We start from the raw sequence: 20,234 nt of genomic DNA, 5'->3' as shown, positions 1-20,234 counted from the left end.
GCGGTAATCTTGTCGAACATAACTGGCTCTTTACGACCATCTCTTTTTACTACATACATATGCTTTTTTGGTTTTTAAATTTTCTTTTTTTGTAAAGAAAGTGATACTAATTCGTGTTACTATTTTTATTATTAAAGAGTCAAAAAATTATACTGTACCTAATTAATATTAGATATTAAAAAGAAACCTCCAGATTCTAAAACCCGAGTGATTCTATAAGTAAAATATAATATATGACTCGCCCCTTTTGTTCTTTTTTATAAAGCTTTTACCAAGCTGTATCAAACTGAGCTAATCCTGTAATAAACAGAAGAAATGTTTTTGATTAGCTCAGAATGAATATATTGTTTGTTTTGAAAGATTTTATATTAAAAATCTGCGTCAAAACTTATTTTATTTTCTTCGGTATCTTTATTTAGCACACCTGCTTTTTGATATTCTGAAACTCGTTTTTCAAAGAAATTAGTTTTTCCTTGCAAAGAGATCATATCCATAAAATCAAATGGATTTGCTGTACCGTATTTTTTTTCGCATTCTAATTCTACCAATAACCTGTCGGTAACAAACTCCAGATATTGGGTCATTAAATTAGCATTCATACCTATTAAGCTTACAGGAAGAGATTCTGTAATAAATTCTCTTTCGATAGTAAGGGCATCGACTATAATTTCACGTATTCTATCCTTTGGGACTTTATTTACCAAATGTTTATTATGAAGGTGAACTGCAAAGTCACAATGTACTCCTTCATCTCTTGAAATTAACTCATTAGAAAAAGTAAGCCCTGGCATTAGCCCTCTTTTTTTCAGCCAAAATATAGAACAAAATGCTCCGGAAAAGAATATTCCTTCTACTGCTGCAAAAGCAATTAAACGTTCTGCAAAAGAATCTGATTCGATCCATTTTAATGCCCAATCTGCTTTTTTCTTAATAGCAGGAAAATTATCTATCGCATTAAACAGAACATTCTTTTCTTTCTCGTCTTTAACATAAGTATCAATAAGCAATGAGTATGTTTCAGAATGAATATTTTCCATCATAATCTGAAAACCGTAGAAAAACTTTGCTTCACTGTACTGTACCTCATTTACGAAATTTTCTGCAAGGTTTTCGTTTACTATCCCATCAGATGCTGCAAAAAAAGCTAAAATGTGTTTGATGAAATATTTTTCATCATCACTTAACTTGGTTGCCCAATCTGTAATGTCCTGATGCAGGTCGATCTCTTCTGCCGTCCAAAAACTAGCTTCTGATTTCTTATACCACTCCCAAATATCGTGATGTTGAATAGGAAAAATTACGAATCGATCTTTATTTTCTTGTAAAATAGGTTCTACAACACTCATCTTAAATTTCTTTAGCTTTTTTGTAATTTTTTTCTTTTCAAACGGTCTTACAAAGATCAAAAAATATGTTAAAAGTTCTACCAAAAACTAACAAACGTTTTCAACAAAGTTTTCAACACGAAGGTAAACAGAGGTAAAAAAGGAACAATTTCAAAATTACACATAAAATACTGTTTATCAACAATTTATCTCTTTATCAAAAATCCCAAATTGATTAGTAATTACCTTCGGAAACCTCCCGTTTTCCACTTACTAACCGTGTTTTTGGGGTCAAAAAAATAAAAGGGAAAAACATCGATATTTACGGGTAAACCGTAATTAAAAAAATAAGATATTTTAACAAAAAAAAGGTGAAAAAAGATAGGATTTTATGTTCGAATATATAAAACAAGGGTTATTTTTTTAAACTTGCTGCTACATTTTCAAGTTCTGTATACCAATCTTCTCCAAATTTTCTAACCAAGGCTTCTTTTACAAATTTATATACCGGAACTTGTAATTCTTTACCTAGTGAGCAAGCATCATCACATATTTCCCATTTATGATAATTAACGGCAGAAAACTCGGTATATTCTTGAACTCTAACAGGGTACAAATGGCAGGATACTGGTTTTTTCCAATCTACTTCTCCTTGGTTATATGCTTCTTCTATTGCGCATAAAGCAGTTCCTTTTTTATCAAAAATCACATACGCACAATCTGCCCCGTCAATCAAAGGTGTTTCTAACTCTCCATTTTCGGTTTTTACATAAACCCCTTGCTTCTCAATAGCATCTATACCTTCTTTTCTTAAATAAGTTTTTACTATGGGGTAAATTTCTTTAAGTTTATGTATTTCTGATTCTTCCAGAGGCGCTCCTGCCTCTCCATCAATACAACAAGCCCCTTTACAGGCATAGAGGTTACACATAAAATCCTTTTCTATGATATCCTCAGAAACTATGGTTTTTCCTAATTGAAACATGGTACAAAGATAATTCTTATACTATATATTTTTACCATTTATTCATCTTTTTATAATACCTTTATTCAATAAAGTCTAATTACATTTGCATAAATTTTTGAAACTTTTTTTATGAACTTCGACCTGAAAGAGATATTAACAGCTAGTATGATTCTGTTTGCCGTAATAGATATCATAGGAAGCATTCCTATTATTATAGACCTTCGTAAAAAGGTAGGGCATATACAAAGCGAAAAAGCATCTATAGTTGCTGCCATAATAATGGTTCTTTTTCTTTTTGTAGGGAAAGAAATTCTAAGTTTAATCGGAATAGATGTTAATTCTTTTGCTGTTGCCGGGTCTTTTATTATTTTCTTTTTAGCGATAGAAATGATATTGGGCATACAGTTATACAGAGATGATGCCCCAGAAACCGCTGCGGTTGTCCCTCTTGCCTTTCCTTTGATTGCTGGTGCCGGAACGATGACCTCTATACTTTCATTAAGAGCTGAATACCATACAATTAACATTATAATCGCAATTTTAATCAATATTGTTTTTGTATATATTGTTTTAAAATCTTCTCGTAAAATAGAAAGGGTTTTGGGTAAACAAGGAATTAATGTGGTTCGAAAAATATTTGGTGTGATTTTACTTGCAATAGCAGTTAAGTTATTTGCCACAAACATTAAAGGTCTTTTTTAAACCAACAAGCTCATAAGGTAAACTTTTTAAATATATTTTGTTTTTAAGTAAAGCTCTGGAAAATTAATTTTTCGATGAAATATCAAAAACAGGAACAATAAATACATGTTAAATGAAATATTTTATATACATATTAATTGCTATTGCAATAAGCTTAATGATTTACAACACTACGTATATAGATTTTGATAATTTACTGGTCAAAGATAGCAGGACTGCTCTTATAGGTGTATTTTCTTCTGCCTGTGTGGTTGTATTACTGTTGATTTTACTAGTATCCAGAAGTATTCAAGAAAAAAAGAGGGGCAGATAATCCTTTTATAAAAAACCTTATGGGCTTACCGGATATACTTTGCTGAAAACATATTTTGTTTTCAGGGGAAGTCTCGGGGAGTTGCTCTTTATGCGGGATTATACCCTTTTATAGAGTAAGGGATTAAAAAACAAAAAAACAGGCAATAATTGCAGGAGGAATAGTGATTACGGTTAATATCATGAAAAAATTATGTAATCTCCTAAACAAAAGTGCCCGAAGCAAAGATTTTTTAAGCTTTTTGTCTTCAGAATTACGATATATATGTTCTCGAATTATGTCTCCTGAGACATAAGAGGTATCTACCAAAATATCGTGCTTTAAAAAGATGGAAGCACTATTATCTAATAACCTGAAAGCAACTGCTATAATAAAAAAAAAGAGTGGTGAACAAATCCCTATAGCTATTAAATATTCTTCAAATTCTGACATATTAGAGATATAAGTTATTCTTTTTGCGCAAGCACCACTACCTTATTAATCATTGCATCATCTTTATTTATTATTCTTTCAAATGCGCCGGTACCAAAAAGTTGTTGTGCCATAGTAGCTTTTAAGTATTTTTTTAATTGTTCCTTATAATTCTTTAACTCTATTTCTATACCTCTTTTTTTTGCATATTTTAAAAATTCTTCTGCAAACTCATCATCGATATTGATTTTTTCATTAAACTCATCTTCAGACAAATTATTGTAATATTCTCTATCTTTATCCAGTTTTTCAAATACATATCCCCCCATACGACCAGAGCGTAACATATAGTCTAATGTTTCTCCAACGCGTGTGGTGTCTTTGCTTATAAATATATCAGGGATAATCCCTCCTCCACCATAAACAATTTTACCTTTTGGGGTTTTAAATTTTAAAGAATCTGCTACTTGAATACTATCTGCACTCTGCAACTCTCCGTTTTTATATCGTTCCAGATATTCATTAAAGTATTCTTTATTTCCATTGCTGTAAGGTTTTTGTATAGATCTTCCTGTAGGTGTGTAATATCTTGAAATAGTTAGCCTGACTGCGCTACCGTCTCCTAAAGCCATTTCTCTTTGCACCAATCCTTTACCATAAGATCGTCTGCCTATAATAACTCCTCTGTCATTATCTTGTATTGCTCCTGCAAAAATTTCACTAGCAGAGGCCGAATTTTCATTAATCAACACATAAACTTTACCTTTTTCAAAATTTCCTTTACTGGTTGCGTAGTTCTTTTCTATAGCTCCTTTTTTGTTTTTGGTGAACATAATAAGAACATCGTCTTTAAGAAATTCGTCTGCCATTTTTAATGCGGGAGCAATAAACCCTCCTCCATTATCCCTAAGGTCAATTACAATCTTTCTGGCTCCTTTTGTAATTAGTTTATTTAAAGCTGCTTTAAATTCTTTATATGTAGTTTCTGCAAATCTATTTACCTTAACATACCCCAGATCATCATTTAACATATAGGATGCGTCTACACTTTGCAAAGGCACTCGACCTCTTTTAACAAACACATCAAACACTCCTTTACCTTTTCTAAAGATTTTGAGCTGTACCTGGCTATTTAATTCTCCTTTCAGTTTATTTGCTAATCCTTCTCTTACAAGACGTTCTCCATACAAAGTATCTTTGTCTGCCATTAAAATCCTGTCTCCTGCTTTAATCCCGGATTTTTCACTAGGCCCGCCTTTTATAGTACTAATTACAGATATTGTATCTCTGTACGGGTAATAACTAACTCCAATACCAATAAAATCACCTTGCATACTTTCTGTAACTCCTTCGAGGTCTTCAGGGGGGATATAAACAGAGTGTGGATCCAGATTTTCTAATATTCGGTTTACGGTAACTTCTACTATACTATCTGTATTGATCTCATCGACATATTCATAATCGATATAATCAATAAGTCTGTTTAGTTTTTCTTTTTTGGAATTATACGAAAATAATTTTGCTGATGGGTTGCTAAAATTTAGTTTACTGCCCAAAAACACCCCGGCACCAACGGCCAGTCCTAAAAATAAAGGTAAGTATTTTTTTGAATATCCCATTTATTCTTCTAAATCTGTAATCTGTTCAATTTCTACCCCTGCTTTTTCAAGAAACTGCAGGCCAGAATTATCTTTATAATCCAATTGATATACAATACGTTTTATTCCTGCCTGGTGTATTAACTTACTACATTCTTTGCAAGGAGACAAGGTTATATACAGTGTTGCTCCGCTACAGGATTGTGTAGAGGATGCTACTTTAGAAATAGCGTTTGCTTCTGCATGTAACACATACCACTTTGTATACCCGTTTTCATCTTCGCATGGGTTTTCAAAACCAGTTGGAGTTCCATTAAACCCATCAGAAATAATCATTCTGTCTTTAACAATAACCGCACCAACTTTTTTTCGTTCACAGTGAGATAATTTACCCCACTCATTTGCTATTCTAAGATACGCTTTATCATATTTAAGTTGCTTCTTTTTGGACATACGGCAGAAAAATAACAAATGGATAACAATTGAAAATACGAATATATTATTACGATGTGGCAAATACAACCTTAATTATTACTTATTCACCAAATTTTATTTGCAATAAGCATAGGGATTACCATTCCTATTACAATCGAAGAAATAACCAGTACCCAATCTCGTTTTGAAAACCTAAAGAAAGTCTGAAATATGAAACTAATAATCAAAACAAGTAGTACAATAACTATTTGTGCTGCTTCGACTCCTAATGCAAACTCAATTAATGGTAAAATTTTGGAGTTTACATTACTGCTAATCGCCCTAAAATAGCTTGAAAAACCGAGTCCATGAATAAGTCCAAAAAAAACAGTTACTCCATAAAAAACTCCTGCTTTACTATTTTTGGAAGTGTTTTTTGCTGTAAAAACAGCAAACAGACCTGTTATTAAAATAGTTAGTGGTATTAGAAATTCTACTAGTTTTGAGTTTACCGAAACTACATTATATGATGCTAAAAACAAAGATATGGTATGCCCAAGTGTAAACAGTGTTACCAGTGCTAAAATTCGTTTCCAGTTATCAAATGTATATCCTACAGTAAGTACTATTAAAAACAAGATATGATCATAAGCATGCCAATCCAGCACATGACCAAAGCCTAGCTTTACATAAAGCCAAAATTCTGACATAATTATTAGGTTTTGAGGTGTGGGTAGCAATGTACAATTAAATATATGAACAATAAAACTCATAAAAAATTCTTATCAAAAATTTAAGAGATAGTTTGCTTGCTTCAAAGATTTACTTCTGTTAGTTATAGCATTTAAAAAATCACTGATTTGGTTTTTTTAACAACATTGTGCTTGGATGCTCAATTAAAACTCCTGCAAAAAATAAAAAATCTCCTGTATTTGGGGATATTCTCTCTATTCAAATAGAATAAAAATACTTACATTTACTATGTAAACAGGATTAACCATCTATTAAAAATAATGCTTGTTTTTAATATTTTATAATTAACACAAAAAGCAATTCATGAAAAGCACTAATATTAGCACTATTCTTCAGGTAGTAGCGCTCATTTTTTTGATTATTATTGGTTACATGACTTTTAACTCCGAATCTAACTGGAAAATCATAAAATCTGAATTGGACAAGGCAAGAGATGAATTAAAAGTATCCAGAGATACTTTGGCTGTAACAAAATCTAATCTGCAAAACTCTATTCAAGAACTTAAAAAAATGAATCTTCAAAAAGATATCATTATTAGACAAAGAGATTCTTTATTATTTGACTTTAAAAGAAAAAATGCTAAAGACTGGAACGAGTTGGAGGCCATAAAAGATAGTATTTTTAAAAACAATAAAAAGCTAACCGAAGAAAAAGCATTACTTGACAGGCTTTTTGGTCTGGAATAAACTATTGGATTATTTGATAATCTTATAGTAATTAATCAAAAAATAACGCACACATTTTTAAAATCATGAAAAACTTATTTATTTTTCTCTTTCTTGGGCTATTTACATGTTTTTCTTATAGTCAGGAACCAGACTCCTTAAAAGTTATTGAAATTCCTGAATCTTATGCCGATAGGCAAGGACAGCCTTTTATGGTAAAAAAAGATAGTTTATATCTGTTTCATACCCCTGACATCTATCTGGTTAACAAAAAATCTTTTCTTGCATTAGAGAGTTTTTATAAAAACATGAGCAATCGAAATGATATGACAAATGCTCTTTTAGAAAATTACACAAAAACTCTTAGGCGTAATTTGGAGCTTGAAAGTAAGTTAAAAATAAACTTTGATGAAAATGATGCTTTAGATAAGGCGGTTTACGAAAGAACCCAAGCTACTTTGAGTAATACTCAAAAAGCATTGGACTATACTATAAATAGCTTGGAAAAAGCGACAAACAGTCTGGATCTTGTAGAAAAAAACGTGAAAAAACAACGAAGAAAAGGGGTTTTCGAAAAAGTACTTATCGCTATAGGGGGTATAGGTGTTGGCGTATTAGTTGGTGTTTCTCTTTAATTTTTACCCCACTACCTTCTTAAAAACCTGATTATCTGAAAACTGTGCTCAAAAAAACACATTCTTATAAATATATCCGTAAGCTTACTATTGGGTTAATGGTTTATCCTGAATTTTTTTTGACAATAATTTGATAACAAAAGTCTTGGCAATTTTAATGTATTGTTTTTCAGGAAAATTCTTATAACCTCCTAGTTTTCATCAATAACTCTTAAAATATAGTTGTATCATTACATTATAAATACAGTTTAGCTGTTCCTTTTTTATTATAAGCAATGAAAAACAACTCTCAAGAAACATCCAATTTAAAATTAAAAGACAATAATGAGACTGAAATAGACACTATTATCGTTGGTTCTGGCGTTGGAGGGCTTGCTTCTGCTATTTGTCTTGCCCGTACAGGACAACGTGTATTAGTTTTGGAACAGCATGATGTTCCGGGAGGTTGGTGTCATAGTTTTTATTTGAATGGTTATCGTTTTACACCGGGAGTACATTATGTAGGCTTATTAGACAAAGGGCAATCTACAAGCGAATTATATAAAGGCCTGGGAATAGCAAATGATATTGCTTTTTTTAGAATGAATACTAAGGGGTATGAACATTGTTGGATTGGAGATGAACGCTTTGATTTTCCTGCTAATTTCGAAAAACTATGCCATTCGTTATCGCAACGTTTTCCTAAGGAAAAGAAAAATATTGTAAAATACCTTACCATGGTTCACACAGTGAGTCGCCAAATACAACTAATTCCTAAAATAAAAGGTTTTTGGGATCACGTTACGATTCCTTTTCGCACAAAATACATGGGTAAATATGCTTTATTTAGTTTAAAAAGAGTTATTAATTGGTATCTCAAAGACCCATTGCTCAAAACGATACTCAACATGCAATATGGAGATCATGGATTACCACCTGGCAAAGCAAGCTTTCCTTTGCATTGTGCTGTAATGGACCATTATTTTGATGGTGGTTTTTATCCTATGGGAGGAGGAGGTGCCATAGTAAAGGCAATGACCAATGTTATCAAAAAACACGGTAGTGAAGTACGTACCAGTCAAAATGTAAAACGTATATTATTAGAAGGAGAAAAGAAAAAACGTGCTATTGGAGTTGAACTTGAAAATGGAGAGCAAATTTTTGCAAAAAGAATAATTTCTAATGCAGACCCGGGAAAAACGTACCTGGATATGGTAGGCAGAGACAATATAAGTAATGCACTATCAAAAAAACTGGATAAAACAAAATATTCATGCACATCACTTATGTTGTTTTTGACAGTGGATATGGATCTTCGCAAAGCAGGACTCGATTCTGGCAATATTTGGATGATGCCTAAAAATGGTGACATGGATGAGCAGTTTGCAGAAATGCAAAGAATTGACATTGAACAAGGTGATGAATTTGCAGGTCTTTTTATAAGTTGCACAACTCTTAAGGACCCGATAAGCTTTGATGGCAGATATCATACCATAGAAGTTATTACGTATATTAATTATCAAGCTTTTGAAAGGTTTAAAGATGAGGATAAAGAACGTTCTTCAGAATATTTACAATTCAAGGAAAAATTGATTCAAAAGTTTATTAATAGTCTTGAAAAAGTAGTTCCAAAAATCAGTAAGCATATTGTACATAAAGAATTAGGCACTCCAATTACTAATAAATATTATATAAATTCGACTAACGGGTGTGTATATGGTACTGAAAAAAGTTTACGCCATATAGGGCCTTTGGCTTATAAACCAAAAAGTGAGATCGAAAATTTATATCTGTGCGGTGCTAGTATTTCATCTCATGGAGTAGCGGGAGCAAGTTATTCTGGAGTCCAGACTGCTGCAATAATACTTAAATGCAGACAGGATGATCTTATTGCGCCAGATGCTAATATAAATCAGGATGTTCGTATTTATGATGCCGAAGACTCTTCTGATTATCCAGACTGGATGCTACGCAAAATAGAAGTTAAAAAAGCACGATTGACCACCGACAGTAAAAGACCTTCTTCTAATTCGTTATAATATTTGTTTACCTTTATTAAATTTTCAAAATACTCGTTTTTGCATTTTCAAAAAAAGTTATTCTGTTTTTCTTTTATCGATAACAATTATTGGTTTTCTGCTTAGCACAGGAAATTGAAGTTTTTGAATGTCTTTTTTATTGTGAAATTCAATTTTTGGAGATACTCTTAGCTTTGCTCTAAAATGATCTTTTATATCATGAAGCAAATCGTCTGTAGGATTTTGCGTATCTATTTTAATTAAAATTTCATCTGTACCTATTTCATTATGAAAAATCTCGATGATATAATTTTCTACTTCTTTAAAATCATTGAGGATATTATCCATTGCGGGAGGATACAAAGTTGTTCCTTTATATTTTATCATTTGTTTTTTTCGTCCAATCACAGGTCCCAAACGCATTGTATTACGCCCGCATGCACAGCCCGATGTATGCGCCCTTACCATATCTCCTGTTTTAAACCGCAATAATGGCATTGCTTCTACCCCCAAAGTGGTAACGGTAAGCTCTCCTATTTCGCCAGAAGAAACAGGAGTATTGTTGTCGTCCAAAATTTCTACGATAATAAGTTCTGGATGATGATGTCCTCCTTGTTGCTCACTACACTCTGTAAATGCAGTATTCATTTCTGTAGAGGCATAGGTAGAATATAGTTCTATATTCCAGTTTTCTTTTATGTTTTTTGCAAGGGTGTTTAAAGAAAAATCTTGATTTCTAAGAGGTTCTCCTATACAAATAGCACCTTTTATCCCTGATGCATTAAGATCAATATCGTGTTCTTTAGCATATTTAATTAATTTCAATAAAAATGATGGAACAACAATCAGATAGGTGGGTTTAAACTTTAATATAGAATCCCATTGCAATTCGGGAATACCTGCTCCTACCCGTATGATTCCTGCCCCTAACTCTCGTGCACCCAGAAAATATGCTAATCCTGCCATAAAGCGCCTGTCTATAGTGGTCATTAATTGCAGTACATCTTCTTTTTTTACGCCTGCACAAGCAAAAGAGATTGCTTCATTATATGCCAGTCTTTTTAAATCATTATCTGTTAATGCAAAAGTAACTGGTTCTCCCAAGGTTCCCGAAGTAGTAACATAATCAATAATTTCGCTTCTTGGCACACAGATAAAATCCTCATTAAACTGTTGTAATTGTTCTTTGGTGGTAACTGGTATTTTAACCAGATCCTCAAGCGTATTTATCGTTGAAGGAGTAATATCATGTGCTGCAAAAACACCTTGATAATAGACAGAATGCGTATCTAAATAAGATATTAATTTCTTTAATTTTTGCTCTTGTACCTTTTTGATCTGAGCTAATGGTGCTTTTTCTATTTCAGGAATCATTTTTTTAATTTCCTTTTTAATTTTTTAATATACGAATCTATCTCGCGTTTATCAGGAACTGCCGTAACCTCTTTATTTTTTGCCTTTTCAAAGGCTTGCAATGCGGCAGTATAATATTGTTTTTCGTAATAATACTTCCCAATTAAATAATATACTTCCCAATACTCTGGATTGACCTTCTGAAAGGTCCCAATAAAAGCGGGATCTAACATTTCATTGTTATCAATTGCTTTTTGAAGATCTTTACGTAACCGTCTGTAGTTTTCGTAATCTTTATATGCCTTAGTAAATTGAAAAGGGTCTTTTTCAATATTTAATTCAGATTGAGATAATGTTGTTTTTGTATGTTTTTTATTAAAAATATCATTCAGATTATACGCAACAAATTCTCCTAATTGATATGGATTTGAGGATACCCATACCATACGATCTTCTGGTTTAAAAACAATACCATGATGTGCCAATAATTGATTTAGCGCTTTTTCATTACCATATCCAATTTGTTTGTTATCTAATCCTTCTTTATTTCTTAAAATATCGACAGCAATTTTTGGAGTTACTTTTGGCTCCTGTTGCAATAGTTCCTGCATCCTTTTATAACGATATAGAGAATGACTTTCTGCAATTTGTTTTATATTGTTTTGGTCCTCTTTATAAACATCGCTTTGAAAATGATTAGAGCAAATTAATTGATTAGAGTTAGAAACCTCATACACTCCAAATTTTTCTGGAGATACTTCTATTGTAATCGCTTTTTTATCTTTTGCACTTCCTATAAATATAGATTCAGATACAAAAACCTCTCGTTTTTTTGCAATTGCAATAGCTTCATTTATAGTCGAAGCATATTGCAAAATCTCACGAGTTACAATGGATATTGGTGTTTTTGCCAATAAAGGTATTTTAGATTTTCCTGCATTAATAGTAACGGTAAGCCCATGTTCATTCATTCCTGAGACTACTCCAATCATTCCTCCCCAGGTTACCGACATAAATTTATGACCCTTGGTTGGGCTTACAAAAGCAATGATTTTATCTTTGGCAAAGTCGTCTCCTGCATAAAAATCGAAATTCCTGCCAATGATTAAATCTCCATCTATGGTTTTTTCTCCCCAAGCAGCAAAAGAAGAACATCCTACCAGTGCTAAATCTTGTAATGCGTGCCCTATATCGTGAGCTCCATGAAGGTAAAGTATTCTTAAGTAGTTATCTGCTATATGATTATAGTCGTTTGACGCATATTTAGAAAGCCCATATATTTCTGCTTTATACTCTGAAGGAACATGCAAATACATTTTCCTGTTATACCATGCTACTATCTTTTTTAACAAATATTGCTTTGTTTTTGAAGGCACCAATTCTTCGACCTTAGATAAAAAAACATGTTCTTGTTTTTTGAATAGTTCTTGTGTCAGGCTTCCGGTCAATAAACCTATTTGTAGCGGGTCACCTTCTACATAAAGCTCCCATAGTCCTTGTTTGTTTTTACCAAGAAAGTTGTTTTCTATAGTAAAGGCAGAATCTGAAACTTTTATTCTTTTTTGAATAGAGGAATCATATATACTAACATCGGGGATATCTTTTATTGATTTAGAAACCCCACAGGACAGCAATAAGGAATACAGTATTACTGCATATAAAAACCTATGCAAAACTAGTTTTTTAAATTTCATACTATGCTATTAGGTTCTTATTTGTTCGGTTATATGCTAGTTGCTCTTTATAATCCAACCATTTTTGTCCCTTAGTTGCTCTCATTATATTATCAAAATGGCGCATAATAAATACATTGTACAACATAACTGCAATACGTTTGGGTTTTCTGGGCAATGCTCTAAGCGTCATAGAAAATCCCCCGTCAAGATATTTTATATAATGCCAATATCCACTTGGCATATACAAAGCATCCCCATGAGTCATCTCTGCTTTAATCCCTTGTGCGTATTTTAGAGCTGGATATCTTTCAAAATCGGGGTTGTCCATATCTATTTTATCTATATTATGAATAGAGAACGGAACTTTGTACAGGTATTTTGTTTGCTTGGGAGAAAATAACATTACGCTTTTGTTGCCATGAAAATGGAAATGCATATTATCTGGTAAATCAATATCATAATGCATGAATACTTTTGAGTTTTCTCCTCCAAAAAATAAAGCAGGTAGTCGTTTAAAAAATTTTAATCCAATATCGGGGTATTCAAAATCTGACAACAACCCGGGCATATTATCCAAAATATTGTAAAAGAATATACGCAAATCTGTGGGTTCGGTTTTAAGAAGTTGTATATAATCATACAATTTCATTTCTTTTACAGGATTATACACATTTTGTTTTCCTTTTGCGGGTTCGTTATTATATAAAGGAACAACTTGATCTCCTGCCTGCTTTTGAATATAATCCAGGTTCCATTTTTTATATGCTTGCCAGTTTTTGGTTAAACCTTCGATCAAAACAGGACGCTGTGGTTTATAAAACTGTTCTATAAATTCTTGTTTAGAAATATTTGTAACCCGTACTATTGGCGTAATTTTAAATTGCCCCATATCGCCTGATTTTAAATTATTCTATTACTTATTAGCTTTTTGTATTTTATCGAGTAAATAATCTTTTCCTACTATTTCTGAACATGTAGTAACTGCACTAATGGTGACGCCCAAAATACCGTGCATGTTTAAACTCTGTCCTGTAAACATTAGGTTTTTTATTTTGGTTCTTGGAGACAAAAAGGAATGCATTGGTTTATTTACATCCTTAACGTATCCGTACATTGATCCTTGATTACTACCAATATAATCCCTGTATGATAATGGTGTTGATGTGTACATTTCTTGAATACAATCTTTTATATCAGGGAATTTTTTTTGTAATTCTCCTATAATTTTTTCGGCTTTTTCGGTTTTAAAATCTTCATAAGTCTGTCCTCTTTCGTTTTTGTTTGCTACAGTATTTACTGTATTTACCCAAGGCTCTACCTCTTCATAACGCATATATGCCATTACGGCAATACTATCTCCATATTTATCTGTATTTTTATTGACTCCCATAGTCATCATATATCCTTCTGGCCAACTTTGCTGCGTATAATTTTGTGTGTCCCAAACCCTATCCGGATGATTAAAATGGTAAAAATTTTTATTTTGATAGGCAAATGTGTTTGGTTTTAATACGATATATAATGTAAAAGCAGCTATTGTGCTTTGAATTTTTTTGACTCTGTTGACGTATGATTTCCTAAACTTATCTTCTCCTGCTAGTTGCAAAGTAAGTTTTGGTTCTATATTAGAAATAAACAAATCTCCACTTATTTTTTTGCCATTTTTACATATTGCCGAGATAATTTTATCTTCATTAAATCCAAACTTAATAACCTCATGGTGTTTGTATGTTTCTCCACCATGTTCTTTTAATCTTTTAATTAATACTTTTGTGATCTGGCTTCCTCCATTTATACATCGATAGGAACTTTCGATATATGAATTAATACACAATGCATGTACATAAAAAGGGGTACGATCACTATCCCCTGCATACAGATAGTTTGTACCGGCAAGAACTCCTTGTAGTTTTTTATTATCGGTAAGAGAATTGATATACTCTTTTGCGTTGAGTTCAAAAATCTCACTGTCATCAAAATAGGGTTTACCTTGTTTTAATTGGTAAAGCGGGAATTTACTGCACGTATCTTTTAATTTATCACAATAGGTTCTAATAGCTTTTTCTTCTTCTGGAAATTGAGCGACTAAAACTTTTATAAAATTTTCATAGCCTTGGGCATGCTTGTACTCTTTTTCGTCTCCTGCAAAGGTTATAATATCAAAACCATCTTCGTCCAGCTTTTTCAGTTTTAAATCTTCATTAATATTAAGGTATTCAAAATATTGATACAGGTTTTGTCCTTCAGACAACCCTCCAATATAATGTACTCCTGTGTCAAAAATTGTTTTATCTCTTACAAAGGTTTGTAAATTTCCGCCATATTGATTGTTTTTTTCTAATACACATACACTGTATCCTTCTTTGGCCAAAATAATTGCAGAAACTAATCCACCCAAACCGCTTCCTACAATTACTACATCATAATGCTCTTTCATCTACTTATATTTGTTGTATGGATTAGATAAAATTTTAAACGATTAAAACAATCATTACCTTTTGTCCTTAAGTATTTTTTTAATCGTGTTGGTTTCATTTTTTTAGTTTTTTTATTTTTCCAAAATAGCCATATTATCTATTTTGTATTTAATTTCAAATCCCAGATCGATCATCGTTTGTATGTATTCATCCCGACTTTCTTTTAGTAAAATTATCTGCTTGATTTTACTATCTAACACTTTTTGCAATTGATCTTGTGTGACTGTTTCTAAATTTAGAATAAGAACACTTGCATCATATAATAATATTTCTTTTAGGCTATCCTCGCAAATAATTTTACTATGATTATTTGTTATATAACTATTTTTAACTATTTGTCTACTATTTTCTTTTTGAATATAATTAATAATTTTTCTGTCCGGACCATCTAAAGATAATAGAAAGTCTAACTGTCCCGAATCTTTTGACAAATGAATTATATTCTCTCTTTTTTCGATCGTATCTATGATTTTTTTATAATTTGCTTTATTGATTTTTAAATCTTTTTGCACTTCTTTGTAAAGAATATCTCCTTTATACCTGTATTCTTCAAGAATAATATTATGAAAGTAGGTATCCTGCTCTATCTCTTTTCTAAGTTTTTCAAATTCGTTTTTAAAATATGCTCCGATTTGTTTTGTTTTTTTAGTATAATTTTCACCAAAACCAGTGTCGTTTGCTTTTATCCTGTCGAGTATTTTGATGGTTATACTACCGTCTTTGATAATAAAGCTTCCTTTTGGGAGTACCTCAGAATTTCCATGAATAAGTATTGGAATAATATCCAACTCAAATTGTTCTGCAAGATAAAAAGCTCCTTTATGAAATCGTTTAATTTTATTGGTATCCGACCTTGTTCCTTCGGGAAAAGCTATAAGTGAGTATCCTTGTTCTATTTTTTTCTTTAAATGTTCCAATCCTTTTTCTATACCATTAGATACGGGATAAAAACCAGCCAATTGTACTGCTTTTCCAAAAATGGGAGAATTATATACCCAGTCATTTACCAGAAAAATCAATTTTGGATACAACATACCTATTGCCAAAATATCTAAAAAAGAAGTATGGTTTGCGATAATAACTGCCGGTTTTTTAAAGGTTTCATTACCTTGGTTTATGATCTTTTTGCTTACAAAAGGATTTGTATACAATACGGATCCCATAAACTTTGACATTATTTTATGAAACCATTTCATCTTTGTTTTTTTGGGTAATGGAATAATTTTTATCAAAAACACGCTAAATAAAGAGAGCAACAAACCTCCTAATCCATAATATCCAAAAGAAAGAACAGAATGTAAAAATAACCTAAGTGTTATAGGTCTTTTTGTTTTACTCCCTATAAAAAGGTTAAACAACAAAGGTTGAATTGTAAATGAAATGACAATTGCAGATAATATTCCTATAATAGAAAGCAACGATATGGTATAAAGTGCCGGATGTTTTGCGAATATCAAAACACCTACTCCCAAAATAGTGGTTATAACAGATAAAATAATGGATGTTTTATGCGTTGCCACTGCTTTTTCCCCCGTTCTGTGCTCATGTAACAACCCATTGGTCATAAAAATACTATAATCGATTCCCAAACCAAAAATAAAGGTGGAAATTATAATATTAAAGATATTAAACTCTAAGGAAAACAATCCCATCAACCCTATTGTTAACAGCCAGGTTAGTGCTATCGGAATACTGGTTACAAGGGTTAGAGATAGACTTTTATAAAACAACAAAAGTATTAGCAATACAACAATCAACGAGTAGCCAACCAATTTGTTAAAATCATTTTTGAGGTTTCCCAAAAAGGTTTCGTTTATATGTTTTCTATCAATAACTATGGTTTGGGACTGGTCTTTAAAAATATTTACTATATCTTGTATGTTTTCATCTTTTACTTTTACGAGCGTTGTTACCGTAATAAAATCATCTTTTGTTGTAATATAATCTGCAATAGAAATCGTTTTTAGGTCGTTATAATCTATAATTTCAAGAGGTTTAAAATTGGATTCTAAAAGGGTATAAAATGCATCAAAGCTATTAGGTTTAAATCCTAGTTTATTTCCACTCTCTATAAGGTTTGCTTTTGTATTTGCTATTGTATTGGTGTCCCAAAATAAATTCCACTTCGAAATTCTTTCTTTTTGAGTATTTTTTGAATGAATTAAAGATCCGACAGAGCTAAAGTCTATTACTTTCCCTTCTTCTTTAAGTATTTGCAGTTTTTTGAAGATACTATCATTTACTTCTAAAGCGTTTTGCTGCGAGTTTGCATAGGCTGCCAAATAAATCGATTTTGAAGCAATGTTGGTCAAAACATCCAGCCTTAGTTGTGCTTCTTTCAGCTCTTTTGGCTCAAAGTTTAGTTTTGAAATATCCTTGTTAAATTGCACCCGATCATAAGTAAACAAGCTTACTGCCAACAATAACGTTAATGCTATAATTGCCCATTTGTTTTTATGCAAAGGGTATTTTGCTGCACTATCAATCAACGTTGTTTTTGATTTTTTTTGAGAAGTACCTTTATATACCTGAGGTATAAAAATCAATGCAAAAAGAGAAGACCCGACAACACTAATTGCTGCAAAAATACCTAAGTCCTGAAGTGCTTGTGAGTTTAAAAACAATAAGCATAAAAATGCCAAAGCGGTAGTTAAACTACTCATCAAAACCGGAGTGGTTATTTCTTTATATACTGCTTTAATATTAGTGTTATTTCTGATATGTGTTAGAATATGGAGAGAATAGTCTAAAGTAACCCCTAATAGCACCGAGCCAATACCCAGGGATATTGCCGAGATTTTTGCGCGAATTAAATATAAAAGAGCGATTGCCAATAGCCCTCCAAAAACTGTTGGCACAAATAAAACTAACGGAATAGTGATTTTTTTATAGAAGAGAATTAGTATAACCAATAAAATAACAATGGCTATACCTATGGTTAATTGAATATCTTGTTTTATTTGTCTGGCATTTGCTACGGCTATTAAAGTGCCTCCAAAATATTCGCTTTTGACTTTATCTTTAAAAAGATTGTTAAGTTGATTGTTTATTTGATAAAGATCTTTTACAAACGCAGCATTTTTGTCTGTCTCACTAGATTTTAATTTAGGAGTTATAAATAACAGAACATGATTTTTGTCTTTACTAAGCAAAAAACCATTGTGCAATGTAAAATCATCCCCAAAACTAAGTTGTTGTAATTTTTTTAATGCAATGAATGATAATCCAAGCGGGTCTCTTAGGATATTATCTTTGGCTATTATTCCTGTTGGAGAAACTAAAGTTTTATAATTACTATTGGTTATAGCTTCTATGCTATCTTTTTGAATTTTATTATGAATAACCTTATAATCATTTTCTTGTAAAAAAAGAGGTAGGTTTTTATATACAAAATCCAAAATATTAAAGATTTCTTCTTCTTTTACTTTGCCTTGAATTTGTTTAATGTTTTGTCCTGATTTTATGGTAATACTGTCCACTAATTGCGAGGCATATCGCGTAAGATCATCCACCGACCCTTCAGGTTCTCGTGAGATATTTACAATAATTTTGTCTGCAAAATTTACTGTTTTTAGTACTTTTTGGATTTCAGAAGTTTTATTGCCTGAAGGGATGAGCTTGGTAATATCCTCTTCAAATTCAATTTTTGAAGCTACAAACAGCAAACAGGACATAATAATAACCAGTATACCAAAGCTTACGTTTTTTTTGGGTGAAATAGATTTATATACGCTATAAAAAAAGCTATTCATTATGATGTATTGTTTTTTTATGAAAAATTGCAAAAAACACATAGCCTAAAATCCCAAAAATAATTGCAGAAATTATGGCCAAAGAGAAACTACCTACAATATATGTTTTAAGATGCTTAAAAGCTTTAAAATCTATAGATATTTCTTGTATAGTATAAGAGTTGTCTGTTCCCAGAACAAATTGTCCAATTTTAACGCTTGCATATATTATAAAAGGAATAAAAGGTGGCAAACTTACATTAGAGAACCCAAATGCTATGACTTTGTTTAATTTTAAGGTCATTGCCAAAAAAAGGACCAAAACTGTATGAAATCCCCAAAAGGGGGTAAGGCCAATAAAAACTCCCAGAGCGATTGACAATGCTTTTTTTCTTGGTGAGTCCTGATTTGCTAAAAAATCTTCTACAAAGAATCGTTTAATTCCTTTTTTTTTTAGGTTCCGAAAAAGATTTCGCGGTTTAATGTATAAAAAAGTAACAATAACCAGCCAGGTATTAAGGATGCTTATCCTTGTAAAGTCTTTAAATGGTCTAAAATGAGAAACTCTTTCTGTTTCATCATATAATACCTTAACAGGAACGTTTTTTACAACAACATCCCTCCATGCTGCTTTTACAATAACTTCGATTTCAAATTCAAATTTTGTGGTATAAAACTTAATATCCTTTAATTTTTGTAATGGATATAATCTGTAACCAGATTGGGTATCTTGAAGTCGTATCCCTGTTTCTACCCAAAACCAAAAATTAGAAAATTTATTTCCAAAGCTACTTTTTTTAGGAACACTTTCCTGACTCATATTTCTTGCGCCAATAAGTAATAGGTTTTTATTTTCTGCCTTTTCTAAAGCTGTAATAAAAACCGAAATATCTTCTGGAAAATGCTGCCCATCAGAGTCTATAGTAATCGCGTACTTAAAATTACATTTTTGTGCGTGAGCAAACCCTACACGTAAAGCATTACCTTTTCCTTTGTTTTTTGATAAATGAATTTGTTGGATTTGAGGATATCTCTTTAGTATTTGTAGCGTAGTATCTGTTGATCCATCATTTACAACTATAACATTACTGGTATAAAGCAATACACCGTCAATAACCCTTGTTAATGTTTTGTAATTATTGTAAGTAGGAATTATTACACATACGTTAAATAGGTCTGTTTTTTGTTTTGTATATTCTTTTATCACTCAATTAGA

General features: G+C 31.7%; 17 protein-coding genes. 5 read left to right on the top strand and 12 right to left on the bottom strand.

Features of this window, described 5'->3' with window-relative positions:
- Positions 1-368: 368 nt before the first annotated feature.
- Both ACZIYX_RS18125 and ACZIYX_RS18120 read right to left on the bottom strand, forming a co-directional pair.
- The gene (locus ACZIYX_RS18125) at positions 369-1,346 is read right to left on the bottom strand and encodes a ribonucleotide-diphosphate reductase subunit beta (RefSeq protein ID WP_462683672.1); all 978 of its coding nucleotides are present in this window, start codon (positions 1,344-1,346) and stop codon (positions 369-371) included.
- A 394-nt stretch (positions 1,347-1,740) separates the two neighbouring features.
- On the bottom strand, positions 1,741-2,310 hold the full coding sequence (locus tag ACZIYX_RS18120; protein ID WP_462683671.1) for a DUF3109 family protein: 570 nt from the start codon (positions 2,308-2,310) through the stop codon (positions 1,741-1,743).
- A gap of 111 nt (positions 2,311-2,421) precedes the next feature.
- Between ACZIYX_RS18120 and ACZIYX_RS18115 the strand changes: the two genes are divergently transcribed.
- Positions 2,422-2,994, top strand: coding sequence for a MarC family protein (locus ACZIYX_RS18115; RefSeq protein ID WP_462683670.1), 573 nt, complete (start codon positions 2,422-2,424; stop codon positions 2,992-2,994).
- 112 nt (positions 2,995-3,106) lie between these two features.
- Positions 3,107-3,307 carry a hypothetical protein gene (locus tag ACZIYX_RS18110; protein WP_462683669.1) on the top strand — a complete coding sequence of 67 codons (201 nt, stop codon included), beginning with the start codon at positions 3,107-3,109 and terminating at the stop codon, positions 3,305-3,307.
- A gap of 123 nt (positions 3,308-3,430) precedes the next feature.
- On the opposite strand, the gene ACZIYX_RS18105 is transcribed toward ACZIYX_RS18110, so the two are convergent.
- From ACZIYX_RS18105 to ACZIYX_RS18090, 4 genes are all read right to left on the bottom strand, one after another.
- Entirely contained in the window at positions 3,431-3,739 is a 309-nt protein-coding gene (locus tag ACZIYX_RS18105; RefSeq protein ID WP_462683668.1) for a hypothetical protein, read from the bottom strand.
- A gap of 14 nt (positions 3,740-3,753) precedes the next feature.
- Positions 3,754-5,337, bottom strand: a complete 1,584-nt coding sequence (locus ACZIYX_RS18100; RefSeq protein ID WP_462683667.1) for a S41 family peptidase — start codon at positions 5,335-5,337, stop codon at positions 3,754-3,756.
- Positions 5,338-5,769 carry a deoxycytidylate deaminase gene (locus tag ACZIYX_RS18095; protein WP_462683666.1) on the bottom strand — a complete coding sequence of 144 codons (432 nt, stop codon included), beginning with the start codon at positions 5,767-5,769 and terminating at the stop codon, positions 5,338-5,340. It abuts the gene before it with no gap.
- An 86-nt stretch (positions 5,770-5,855) separates the two neighbouring features.
- The gene (locus ACZIYX_RS18090; RefSeq protein ID WP_462683665.1) at positions 5,856-6,440 is read right to left on the bottom strand and encodes a HupE/UreJ family protein; all 585 of its coding nucleotides are present in this window, start codon (positions 6,438-6,440) and stop codon (positions 5,856-5,858) included.
- 346 nt (positions 6,441-6,786) lie between these two features.
- Here ACZIYX_RS18090 and ACZIYX_RS18085 point away from each other — a divergent pair, with 346 nt between their 5' ends.
- The 3 genes from ACZIYX_RS18085 (at position 6,787) to ACZIYX_RS18075 (ending at position 9,802) form a co-directional block, all read left to right on the top strand.
- Positions 6,787-7,170, top strand: a complete 384-nt coding sequence (locus ACZIYX_RS18085) for a hypothetical protein (protein WP_462683664.1) — start codon at positions 6,787-6,789, stop codon at positions 7,168-7,170.
- A gap of 65 nt (positions 7,171-7,235) precedes the next feature.
- Positions 7,236-7,784 (top strand): hypothetical protein, encoded by a 549-nt coding sequence (locus tag ACZIYX_RS18080; protein WP_462683663.1) that lies wholly within the window; start codon positions 7,236-7,238, stop codon positions 7,782-7,784.
- A gap of 275 nt (positions 7,785-8,059) precedes the next feature.
- Positions 8,060-9,802 (top strand): phytoene desaturase family protein, encoded by a 1,743-nt coding sequence (locus tag ACZIYX_RS18075; RefSeq protein WP_462683662.1) that lies wholly within the window; start codon positions 8,060-8,062, stop codon positions 9,800-9,802.
- Positions 9,803-9,859: 57 nt separating this feature from the next.
- Here the strand turns inward: ACZIYX_RS18075 and flxY are convergent, their stop codons facing one another.
- The 6 genes from flxY to ACZIYX_RS18045 form a co-directional block, all read right to left on the bottom strand.
- Complete coding sequence (gene flxY / locus ACZIYX_RS18070; RefSeq protein ID WP_462683661.1) at positions 9,860-11,155, bottom strand: flexirubin biosynthesis putative acyl-CoA ligase FlxY; 1,296 nt, start codon at positions 11,153-11,155, stop codon at positions 9,860-9,862.
- A complete protein-coding gene (locus ACZIYX_RS18065) occupies positions 11,152-12,828 on the bottom strand; it encodes a C45 family autoproteolytic acyltransferase/hydolase (RefSeq protein ID WP_462683660.1) in 1,677 nt (558 codons plus the stop codon). The genes flxY and ACZIYX_RS18065 overlap by 4 nt, the downstream gene beginning before the upstream one ends.
- A 1-nt stretch (position 12,829) precedes the next feature.
- Positions 12,830-13,699, bottom strand: a complete 870-nt coding sequence (locus ACZIYX_RS18060; RefSeq protein ID WP_462683659.1) for a cupin-like domain-containing protein — start codon at positions 13,697-13,699, stop codon at positions 12,830-12,832.
- A 24-nt stretch (positions 13,700-13,723) separates the two neighbouring features.
- Positions 13,724-15,247, bottom strand: coding sequence for a phytoene desaturase family protein (locus ACZIYX_RS18055; RefSeq protein ID WP_462683658.1), 1,524 nt, complete (start codon positions 15,245-15,247; stop codon positions 13,724-13,726).
- A 111-nt stretch (positions 15,248-15,358) separates the two neighbouring features.
- Positions 15,359-19,039, bottom strand: a complete 3,681-nt coding sequence (locus ACZIYX_RS18050; RefSeq protein WP_462683657.1) for an MMPL family transporter — start codon at positions 19,037-19,039, stop codon at positions 15,359-15,361.
- On the bottom strand, positions 19,032-20,225 hold the full coding sequence (locus ACZIYX_RS18045) for a DUF2062 domain-containing protein (protein ID WP_462683656.1): 1,194 nt from the start codon (positions 20,223-20,225) through the stop codon (positions 19,032-19,034). The genes ACZIYX_RS18050 and ACZIYX_RS18045 overlap by 8 nt, the downstream gene beginning before the upstream one ends.
- Positions 20,226-20,234 lie beyond the last annotated feature (9 nt).

The sequence above is a fragment of the Aquimarina sp. genome (assembly GCF_977115655.1).
The sequence above is the reverse complement of the archived record's forward strand: the minus strand, read 5'-3'. Positions and strand labels throughout refer to the sequence as shown.